Below are 3,434 nucleotides of genomic sequence, written 5' to 3'. Positions count from 1 at the left end.
TGCCGGGCGCTCCGCCACGCCGCCGTCACCCACGCCGCCGTGGCCTCCGCTGCCCTCGGCCGCGCCCCCGTCGCCGGCCGCACCGCTGACTGCACTCACCGTCGGGTGTCCACTCACTCTCGTCCTCGTCCGTCCACGCCGGGCACTCAGCCCGCGAGCGCACCGGACAACGCGTCGACCTGCGCGCTCATCCACGCAATGTAGTCGTCCTGGCCGTCGGGCAACGTCTCGGTGAGGTCCACGACCGGCACCCCGGCGCCCCGGGCGGCCTCGACGACCTTTTCCGTCGCGGGCGTGGGCGTCTGAGCGTTGCGTACGAGCGCGGCGACCTCGCGCCCGGACATCAGCTCCAGCATGCGCTGCTGCGCCGCGACCGGGACGTCGGTCTCGTTCTCCACGGCCGCCGAGAACTCGCGTGGGGTGAGGTCCTCCAGCCCGGCGTCGGTGAGCAGGTAGTCCGCCAGCGGCGCCGTCGCGGCGACCTGCCCGCCCCCGTGGCGCTCGGCGAGGGCGTCGACCTCGGCGGAGAGCTCGTCGACCCGCGCGGTGAAGGTCGCCGCGTTGTCCCGGAACACCTCCCGCTGGTCCGGGGCGGCCTCGCCCAGGGCCCCGGCGATCCGGTCGGCGACCGCAGCGACGGCGGCCAGGTCGTACCAGACGTGCTCGTTGCCGGAGGCGTGGTCGTGACCCTCGTGCCCCGCGTGACCGTCCTCCTCGTGACCACCGTCGTGAGCGGCGTCGTGACCGTCTTCGTGGCCGCCGTCGTGACCGGCCTCGTCCTGTCCGGCGCCCGCGGTGCCCGTCCCTTCGTGCCCGTGGTCCTCGTGACCGCTGTCCCCGTGGCCGGCGCCGTCGCCGTGACCGGCCCCGTCCTCCTGGCCACCGGACCGCTCGCCGTCCGCGTCGGCGGTCGCCGCGTCGACGGCCACGACGGTCGGGATGTCGGGCGCGCGCTCGGCGAGCCGGGCGAAGAAGTCGTCGTAACCGCCGCCGTTGTAGACGAGGACCTCCGCCGACTGCACCTCGGCGGCGTCGGCGGCGTCGGCCTCGTAGGAGTGCGGATCGGCCGACGGGTCGTCGATGACGGAGGTGACCTCCACGTGCCGGCCACCGACCGCGCTCACCACGCTGGCCCACACGTTGGTCGAGGCCACCACCGGGAGTCGGCCGTCGTCCGCGCCGCCGGAGGCGTCGCCACCGCTTCCGCACGCGGTCAGCACGAGAGCCGACGCGCACCCCGCCGACAGGCCCGCGAGCCACCGCCCTGGGCGAACTTCACTCTTCGTCACTCCGCGTCACCCCACCGGTATTGCAAATGATTTTCGACTTCACGATACCGCATCGCCTGACGCTGCGACCACCGGTCGAGTGAATGAGCCCGCGACGCGGAGTCACCATGTGACGCAGGTGGAGCGCGCCTTCTGCTCCGGCTTCTGAACCGTTACGGTTTGTTCATGAACCGGCCGATGCGAACCCGGCGGCAGGCGACGCTGGCCTCCCTCGCCGCCGAACTGGGCGTGTCCCGAACCACGGTGTCGAACGCGTACAACCGGCCGGACCAGCTCTCCCCCGAGCTGCGGCGGCGAGTCCTCGAAACCGCCCGCAGGCTCGGTTACCCGGGCCCCGACCCCGTGGCGCGCTCACTGCGCACCCGGAAGGCGGGCGCGGTCGGGTTGCTGCTCACCGAGAACCTCTCCTACGCCTTCCGCGACCCCGCCGCCGTCGGCGTGCTCGAGGGTCTGGCGCTGGCCTGTGAGGACGCGGGCGTGGGGCTGCACCTGGTGCCCGCCAGCCCCGGCCGGGAAGAGGTCGCGGCCGTGCACCAGGCGGGCGTCGACGGGTTCATCGTCTACTCGGTGCCCGACGACGACCCGCACCTGTCGGCGGTGCTGTCCCGCCCGGTGCCCACCGTCGTCGTGGACCAGCCGCAGACCGAAGGGCTCGACCGCGTGGGGCCCGACGACGAAAACGCCACCGTGGAGGTCGCCAACCACGTCGTCGGCCTCGGCCACCGGCAGGTCGGCATCCTGTGCATGCGGCTCGCACGCGACCGCAACGACGACTTCGCCTCCCTCCGGCGACAGCAGGAGGCGCATTACCACGTGCAGCGCACACGTCTGGCCGCGCTGGCCCGGACGTTCGAGGCTGCGGGTGTGGACTGGAACACGGTGCCGGTGGTCGAGCGCTTCGACCATACGGTCGACGACGGCGCCACGGCGGCGCGGCAACTGCTCGACGCCAATCCCAGGGTGACCGCGCTGATCTGCACCTCGGACATCCTCGCCCTCGGCGCGATGGCCGAGGCGGGACGCAGGGGCCTTCGCGTGCCCGCCGACCTGACGATCACCGGCTTCGACGGCATCGCCGAGGCCGCCCGCGCCGGGTTGACCACGGTGCACCAGCCGGTGCTGGAGAAGGGCAAGGCCGCGGGCAAGCTGCTGCTCGACGCGGGCGACAGGGTCTCGCCCAAGGTCATCACCCTGCCCACCGAACTCCGTGTCGGCAGCACGTCGGGGCCTCCGCGCACCGCCGAGGAACAGTGGTTCGGGCCGTGACGGAGGCGCCACCGTCCGCGTCGGCGCGTCCCGGGAGAATGGGCACAGCATGACCTCGATCGACCTTCTGCTCCAGCGCAACTCCGACAGCGGCGCCACCGGCGCCGACGGCCTCGCCGCCGCGCCGTCCCTGCGTGTGGCGATCGTGACCTGCATGGACGCCCGCATCCTCGTGCCCGAGGTGTTCGGCCTGGCCAAGGGCGAGGCCCACGTCCTGCGCAACGCGGGCGGCGTCGTCACCGACGACGTCATCCGCTCGCTCGCGCTGAGCCAGCGCAAGCTCGGCACGCGCGAAGTGCTGGTCGTCCAGCACACCGAATGCGGCGTCGGCACCGTCACCGAGGACGGGTTCAAGGACGAGCTTGAAGACGACACCGGCCTGCGCCCGCCGTGGGCGGTGGAGGCGTTCCGCGACGTGGAGGCCAACGTGCGCCAGTCGGCCGAGCGGGTGCGGCGCAGCCCGTACCTGCCGCACACCGACGCGGTGCGCGGATTCGTGTACGACATCCGCGCCGGGACGCTGACCGAGATCGACTGAGGCGGCGGCGCTACCCTGGCCGCGATGTCCAGCGCAACGCCCCTCGACACCGACGCCCTGGTCGACTGGTTCGACACCCACGCCCGCGACCTGCCGTGGCGGCGGCCCGAGTGCGGACCGTGGGGCGTGCTGGTCAGCGAGATCATGCTCCAGCAGACCCCGGTGGCCCGGGTGCTGCCGGTGTGGGAGCAGTGGATCGCGCGCTGGCCGTGTCCCTCCGCCCTGGCCGCGGAGAGTCAGGGCGAGGTCGTGCGCGCCTGGGGCAAACTCGGCTACCCCCGGCGCGCACTGCGGCTGCACGCGGCAGCGGCGGTGCTCGCCGACGAGCACGGCGACGCGGT

Annotated in this window: 3 protein-coding genes and 1 pseudogene; 3 read left to right on the top strand and 1 reads right to left on the bottom strand. The window is 73.2% G+C overall.

All coding sequences use genetic code 11. The features are described from left to right. Window positions 1–146: 146 nt before the first annotated feature. Window positions 147–1,220, bottom strand: coding sequence for a metal ABC transporter solute-binding protein, Zn/Mn family (locus SACSA_RS0117370; protein ID WP_019819010.1), 1,074 nt, complete (start codon window positions 1,218–1,220; stop codon window positions 147–149). A gap of 234 nt (window positions 1,221–1,454) precedes the next feature. Between SACSA_RS0117370 and SACSA_RS0117365 the strand changes: the two genes are divergently transcribed. The 3 genes and pseudogenes from SACSA_RS0117365 to SACSA_RS23550 all read left to right on the top strand — a co-directional run. Continuing rightward, complete coding sequence (locus SACSA_RS0117365) at window positions 1,455–2,555, top strand: LacI family DNA-binding transcriptional regulator (protein WP_019819009.1); 1,101 nt, start codon at window positions 1,455–1,457, stop codon at window positions 2,553–2,555. A 49-nt stretch (window positions 2,556–2,604) separates the two neighbouring features. Next, complete coding sequence (locus SACSA_RS0117360) at window positions 2,605–3,093, top strand: beta-class carbonic anhydrase (RefSeq protein ID WP_019819008.1); 489 nt, start codon at window positions 2,605–2,607, stop codon at window positions 3,091–3,093. Window positions 3,094–3,117: 24 nt separating this feature from the next. Further along, window positions 3,118–3,434 (top strand): annotated as a pseudogene (locus tag SACSA_RS23550) (A/G-specific adenine glycosylase); the annotation flags it as partial.

This window comes from Saccharomonospora saliphila YIM 90502 (assembly GCF_000383795.1).
GTDB classification, from domain to species: domain Bacteria; phylum Actinomycetota; class Actinomycetes; order Mycobacteriales; family Pseudonocardiaceae; genus Saccharomonospora; species Saccharomonospora saliphila.
This window is presented reverse-complemented; position numbering and strand designations above follow the sequence as displayed.

Coding starts and splice junctions, on each gene's coding strand:
- SACSA_RS0117365 (WP_019819009.1), top strand. CDS start 1,455: ATGAACCGGCCGATGCGAACCCGGCGGCAGGCGACGCTGGCCTCCCTC.
- SACSA_RS0117360 (WP_019819008.1), top strand. CDS start 2,605: ATGACCTCGATCGACCTTCTGCTCCAGCGCAACTCCGACAGCGGCGCC.